At 64.2% G+C, this 6,779-nt stretch carries 4 protein-coding genes; all 4 read right to left on the bottom strand.

The features are described 5' to 3' along the window. Positions 1-2,064 (bottom strand): hypothetical protein (locus LLH00_03240; protein ID MCE5270277.1); only part of this gene is annotated, 2,064 nt, incomplete at its 3' end. A gap of 1,862 nt (positions 2,065-3,926) precedes the next feature. Beyond that, on the bottom strand, positions 3,927-5,270 hold the full coding sequence (gene rimO, locus LLH00_03235) for a 30S ribosomal protein S12 methylthiotransferase RimO (GenBank protein MCE5270276.1): 1,344 nt from the start codon (positions 5,268-5,270) through the stop codon (positions 3,927-3,929). Then, positions 5,267-6,196: a hypothetical protein gene (locus tag LLH00_03230; protein ID MCE5270275.1), complete on the bottom strand. Its 930-nt coding sequence runs from the start codon at positions 6,194-6,196 to the stop codon at positions 5,267-5,269. Before LLH00_03230 ends, rimO begins: the two co-directional genes overlap by 4 nt. Positions 6,197-6,302: 106 nt before the next feature. After that, on the bottom strand, positions 6,303-6,779 hold a 477-nt coding region (locus LLH00_03225; GenBank protein ID MCE5270274.1), incomplete at its 5' end, for a DNA alkylation repair protein.

The following is a 6,779-nucleotide window of genomic DNA, read 5'->3' as shown; positions in this document are numbered from 1 at the left end:
CACCAGGTCGATGTATATCTCGCTCGAATCCGCAGCGAAACTGATCGCCAGCGTGTCGGGCGGCGTGTTGTCCAGCACGAAGGAAACGGATGTATCCAGGGCGGCCACGGAGGCGTTCAGCGTGGCCACGTGCACAGCCACGCTCCAACGGCCGTCGTCGCTGCCGTTCGAGGACAGGAAACGCTCCGGGGTGAAAAGAAGATTGTTGCCCTCGTGGTCCGAGATGCCGGAAACCACTACCGAGTCCGGCCCGATCAGGCGCGCCAGCGAGGCGCTCCAGTCGATCCCCACGCCGCCCGGATCGGAGATCAGGAAACGCGCGGTGATCGGCTGGTTGAGCCCGGTGGTGCTCGACACCCCGCTCAGCGGCACACCCGAGGCGCCCGCAATGCGCGGGACCAGCTCGGGGCCGCTCACCACGAAAGACAGGCTGCGCGTGCGCGTGTTGCCCGCGCGGTCGTATATCAGCACTTCCGCGGTATACACATCCGCGCCCAGCGGAGTGGAAAAATCGGCGATCAGCGTGCTGTCCCCGTCGTTCGAGTACTCCGCCGTGTTGATCGACCCGCCCGCTCCGGCCACGTTGACCCGGAGCGTGGAGCGCAGCGTGCCCAGAAGCGAGACCCCGGAGCCGCCCGCCGGGTCGTGCAGGCTGACTGTCACCCGCGTGGCCGAGGCGGTGAAAGCCAGGGTGTCGGGTGGGCGGCTGTCGTAGAGGAAACCCAGGCGCGTGTCCAGGCCGCCGCTCGCGGGGTCGTTGTCCTCGGCTACCACGCGCAGCTCGTAACGCCCATCCTTGCTCCCATCCGTGGCCACCGCTGCGGCGGCGACAAACGTGAAAGTGGCGGGCGTGGTGAACGTGGTCGAACCATCCAGTCGTTTGCCGCCCGGCATGGCGTACAGCTCCATCAGGCTGGCGTTGGCGTTGATCCCCGTGCCGGTGTTGTCGTTCAGCGTGACCGAGAAAATCCAGGGCTGGGCCTGCGCGGCGTTGATGTAGCCCGCGGGGGCCTGGGCGTTGACCAGGCCGGACATGTTCACCGAGGGCCCGCTGCTGGCCTGGCCCACGCTGAACGCCACCGTGTACGTGGCCGAGTTGCCCAGGCTGTCGTAGGCCGAGATGCTCAGGGTGTAGCTGCCCGTTGCCGTATTCGTGGAACTGGGGACAAAGCGCAGACGGTCGGGCGGGAGCACTATTGTCTTGCCCTCCACGTCCTGCCCGCCGGGCGAGGTCACCTGCACCGCGCTGCGTCCCAGGTCCAGGCCGCTCACCCGTCCCGAGCCGTCCCACAGACGTAGCTCCACCGTGTCGGCGGGGCCGTAGGAAAGGAGCACATAGCCGGCCAGACGCTGCGCCGCACCGGAGACATAGAGCAGCGTGTCGGTCACGAGCGGGGCGCGGTTGTCGAACAGGACGCTCAGCGTGTCGCTCAGCGTGGGGCCGTTGCCCACGGCGTCGAACGCACGGGCGGTGATCTTGCTGATCCCCTGCTTGGTCAGGGTCACTTTCGTGCTGTCGAACACCCCGGTGAGGATATTGGCCCGCACACTGTCCGCGAACGCCCCGTCCAGGTATATCTCCACCTTGCTTCCCGGCTCGGTGCGGCCCGAGACAGTCAGGCCCGGAACGTTCACCGCGGCGGGCAACTTGTTCAGCACAAGCTCCGAGGGCTTCAGGTTGTCCACGTAGATGGAGGCGCGGGCCTCGCTGGTCTGGTGTGAAACCGGGTCCAGGGTGGTCACGATCAGGCGATAGCTTTTCTCCGCCCCAGGCGAGACATAGGCTCCGGTCCCGTCCTTGCCGTCCCAGATCGCGTTGTGCGTCCCGGCGGTCTGCGGGCTGGCGCTGGCCAGGGTGCGCACCAGGTTGTTGGAATTGAACACCGTGCTGTCGCGGAACACCTGGATTGTCACCTGGGCGTCGCGGGTCAGGTTGTATGAGACCGCGGCCACATCCGCCACCCCGTCCGCGTTGGCCGGGCTGAGCGTGTCCGGGTCGACTGTCAGCCCGGTTACGGCCAGGTCGGTGCTCTGTGCGGTCACCGAGCCTATAAACTGCTTCACGTTTCCGGATTCATCAGTAGCAGTTATTGTATAAGTGTACTGTCCATTTAATTGCGTTCCACCGAAATATGCAGTATACGAACCGTCACCGGTAAAAGGAGGATCGAGAGATAGATTTTCTGCGCCAGCCACAGGAAGATTTTGGCTGTCCTTTACTTCAACTTTCACAGCCCCCGCTGAAGTACGAATGTCAATAAGAACTGTCTCTTGAGATTCAGGCGGTTGGCCTTGGACGTTAATTATTTTATCAATAAAAGATAATTTAGTCTGATTCTGATAAACTTTATTAATTGGATCTGAAGACAATATTTTAATAGGACCAACGACAATAGGAATAGTATCTCCAGAATCCAAAACGCGGCCACCAAGGATTTGAAAAGAGATATCCCCGGTGTTGATACTTCTTTTAATAAATTGTAAACCAATCGGAGAATATGGAATCGCAAGGGTGTCGTTATTATAGAACTCCGGCTTTGTATCAGAGGTTTTTATTGAATATATCCGGGTTCCAGAACCATCAACTGATGTCTGAATGACAAGATTGCCCAATGGCACATTTTTAGGTAAGCCGCTTATTGAGAAAGACATCCCGGTGTAGTCGTTGATCCCGTCTCCGTTCGGGCTGAACGGGTTGGGGCTGGCGGAGACACCGCTGATTACCGGCGGCTGGCTGTCGATAATCACCTTGCCGATCACCTGCGCCAGGTTGTTGTCCTCGTCTTTCGCCGTAATCCGGTAGTAGTAGGTCGAATCCGGTAACTGGATCATGGTCGGGACGTCAAACAGCTTTTTGTTCGCCTGTCCGTTCCAGGTAAGCCCGTTCACCCCGGCCGTGCCGTCGATTTTTTTCTTGCTGGTCACCGCGTCCAGCAGGGTGTCCGTGCCGCAGGCCTTCCGCGTCCCGTCGAGCGTGACCGTATCGCGCAGTGCCCCGGCGAAAAGCGTGGTGCCGCCGACCGCGTAAGGGCTCCCCGGGTAGATCACCTCGATCCAGACCGAGGCGGGCTTGCTCAGGGTGAAAGTGAAGTGCGCGATGTCGTTCACCCCGTCGTGGTTCGGGCTGAACGGGTTCGGCTCCACCTGCACGTTGGAGATCACCAGCGGGACTTGAGCTGCGGCTTTGGTTATCGGAGTCAGAAGACAGAGAGTCAACACTGCCGTAAGCAGGAAGGCGGGGGGGAAAAGTCTGACAGTTGCGGTGCGTCTCATCAGCACTCGGTCAGGCTGTGGGTGGAAAGCTCTTTCCGGGCGGGTTCGCCGCGGAGTCCGCCTGGGGCCATGCACGCCCCGAATGAATTTGTCCAATTCCGTCCGTTTCGGCAAGGATAAAGGCACGCCCGGTGTTTAAATATTTTCAGCTTTTCTCCTGATTTCGCCCTGCGGTGAGGGCTTTTCCAGGCTGCCGTAGGGGCGGCCCCCTGTGGCCGCCCACATCCCCAGGGCAGGCACAGGGGCCTGCCCCTACAGAGTCTATTATCCTAAAAGCTGTTGCTTTCCGGGCACGGCATGCCGTGCCCGAACAAGCCTTGGGTGTTTTCCTAAAGGTACGTTCCCGAAGCGGCCCCTCGGGCCGCCCGGGGGCCGTATGTCTGAGCCTCGCCGGGGGAGCGAAGTAACCACCCCGAGCACACCTAAGCCATTAGGAATCTCGAAACCCGGCGGGCGATTGCGCGGCAGCGCCGCCCGGCTGCATCGGCAGCGTGAAGAAGCTCTGCGCACACCATTGGCGCCAATATCACAAAGGCCGGTGCGAGTTTACGGCCCCCCATGGCTTCTGGTTCTCTTGGCCGTAAACAAGAGAACAAAAAAGCTTTCGGGCACGGCATGCCGTGCCCCTACGATAAAAATCCCGCCCGCCCCGCTCACTGCGGCCGCACCTCAGCGAACAGGTCGTAGTCACCGCTGTCGATCACCCGGGCCTGCACGATCTGCCCCGGGTGCGGACGGCCCCGGCTCAGGTAGACCCAGCCGTCCACCTCGGGCGCGTGGGCCCGGCTGCGGCCCAGCCACTTGTACTCCGGGGCGGGTCGCTCGGCGGGCGGGGCGGGCTGCTCCACCAGCACCTCCAGAGTCTGTCCCACCCGCTCCTGCTGCAGCTCGGCGCTGATCGAGCGCTGAAGGTCGAGCACGGCCTCCAGGCGGCGCTCCTTCTCCGCCCGGCTGACTGTCTCGCGAAGCGCGGCGGCCGGGGTGCCCTCCTCGGCCGAGTAGATGAACCCGCCCAGGCGGTCGAACCGCGCCTCGGCCACGAACTCCAGCAGTTCCTCGAAATCCCGCCTGCGCTCGCCCGGGAACCCCAGCAGCACGGTGGTGCGCAGCACCGGCCGCCCCAGGATGCTTCGAGTCTGCGCGAGCAGCTCACGCATACTGGCGCCGGTCAGCGGGCGGCCCATCGCGGCCAGCACCCGGTCGCTGACATGCTGGATCGGCAGGTCGAGATAGGGCAGCACGCGCGGATTGGCGGCCATGAACTCCAGCAGGCGGCTGTCGATATGCGCCGGATGGGCGTACAGAAGGCGCAGCCAGGGGATCGAGGTCTCTTTCAGCAGGGCTGCCAGAAGGTCGGTCAGGTGCTCGCCGCGCTCGGCGCCCCAGCCGGTCACGTCCTGGGCGATCAGGTTCAGCTCCCGCACCCCCAGACCCTCCAGCCAGCGCGCCTCCTCGGTCAGTTCCCGCAGCGGGCGGCTCACCCGGGGGCCGCGTATCAGCGGGATCGCGCAGTAGGCGCAGCCGTTGTCGCAGCCCTCCGATATTTTCAGGTAGGCCCAGCCGTGGGTGACTGTCTCCACCCGGCGCAGGGGAAAGTCGGTGGCTTCGCAGCGCATGCCGCCCGCAAGGCCCAGGGCGCGGCGCAGGGCCGCGGGAAGCCCGGCCTGGGACTCACCCACCCCCAGGAATATGTCCACCTCCGGCAGCTCGGCGCGCAGTTCCTTGCTGTAGCGCTGGGCCAGGCAGCCCACCACCGCCAGCACGCGCAGACTGCCCTCCTCTTTCAGACGCGCCGCCTGGAGGATCGTCTCGATCGACTCCTCCTTGGCCGGGCGGATGAAGCCGCAGGTGTTGACCACCACGGCCTCGGCCTCGCTCAGGTCCTCGGTCAGCTCGAACCCGGCGCGCTCCAGGTCCGCGCTCATGCACTCGCTGTCCACCTGGTTTTTGGCGCAGCCCAGGCTGATCAGCCCCAGGCGCGGTTTGCGCTCGCTCAAGCCTTGCTCTCCCGCTCCAGGAACAGTGTCACCACCGCCGAGTGCAGCCAGATGTTCATGAATATCCCGAAAATCCAGCCCACCGGCAGGGTGAGAAGACTCACCAGCATAATCAGGTTATTGTTCAGGGCAGTGAGCCGCTGGGTGAAAAACCCGAACTGGGCTAAAGTCAGGCTGGTCAATAGGTTGATCACGAGCGAGGCCACGGCCAGACCCAGCACCGGTTTCAGGTGGACCCGGAAAAAGCGCAGCGCCACACGCAGCGACTCGGAGGCCTTACGGCCGTGCAGCACGGCGAAACACAGGGCGTAGCGGTACCAGACCAGCGCCGCCCAGGACAGGACCGCGAAAGCCAGGGCGCTCATTGCCATGGGGATACCGACTTTAAGGATCAGCGCCAGAACTCCGCGCCAGCTGGCTTCTCCCAACGACGGCGGGTGGCAGATCAGTCGCACGGCCAGATAGACCAGCGGCGCCAGCGGCGGCAGGGTGATCAGGGCGGCCAGGGAGGCGACCCCGCTGCCTGTTCCCAGCCCGATCTTCCCCGACTTCCAGAACCGGGCCAGCTCCACCGGCTGGACTTTGCCCTCAGCCGATTTCCCGCACGAGGCGGCGATCACCCCGGTCAGCCCGGCGGTGTAGTACAGCCAGATGAACAGGTAAAGGCAGGCCCCGACACTCCAGCCCAGGAACGCCCAGAGCACCAGGCTCCAGTTCTCGACCAGGAACCCCAGCGGGTCCTGCGCCAGCACAGCCGGCGAGGGCATGCCGTGGGTCAGCCACCAGAACAGCATCGGCAGCAGCATCCCGCCGCCCATCAGCACGGGGGCCGAAAGAGAGGTGATCACCTCGAAAACGAGCAGCCAGAGGTTCTTGAACACCACCTGGGCCGCGCGCCTGAGAGCCGCAACAACTGTCTCCACCATCTGAACGCTCCTTGCTCCGGGTTGGCCTGTCAGATCGGTCCGGCTGCGCGACTTGGGGGCAGCCTGTCAGTCTGACCGGCTGTCAGCCGCCCGGGGTTCCAGATTTTCAGCGACGGCTGCCCAGGCGCTCCTGGACCGCGCGTCCGGTCAGCTCCCGCAGGGCGTCGTGCGCCACCCAGCGCGCGGCGGCGCCGCCCTGGGAGGCAATCCGGTGCGCCGCCGCAATCGCCTGGCTGTTGAGGCCCAGGTTGCGCTTGCCGATCTGGCGCAGGGCCCAGTTGACCGCTTTTTTCACCAGGTTGCGGCTGTCGCCGGCCTCGCGCTCCACCGCCTCCAGCAGCGGCAGGAACCGCTCATCCGGCGCGGCCTTGTCGTTCACCGCCAGCGTGGCGGCCAGGGCGAATCCGGCCCGCTTCACGTACTCATCTTCCCGCCCGCACCATTCCAGGGCTTTGTCCCAGGCCTGCGCCGTGCGCCGGAACAGGTGGATGCAAGCCCCGTCGCACAGGGCCCACGAGTCGAACTGCGCGGCCCAGGCCTCCATCTGTTCGCCGCCGACCAGCTTCGGCTCCTCCAGGAACAC

This window comes from bacterium, assembly GCA_021372515.1.
Taxonomy (GTDB): Bacteria; Gemmatimonadota; Glassbacteria; order GWA2-58-10; family GWA2-58-10; genus JAJFUG01.
The sequence above is the reverse complement of the archived record's forward strand: the minus strand, read 5'-3'. Positions and strand labels throughout refer to the sequence as shown.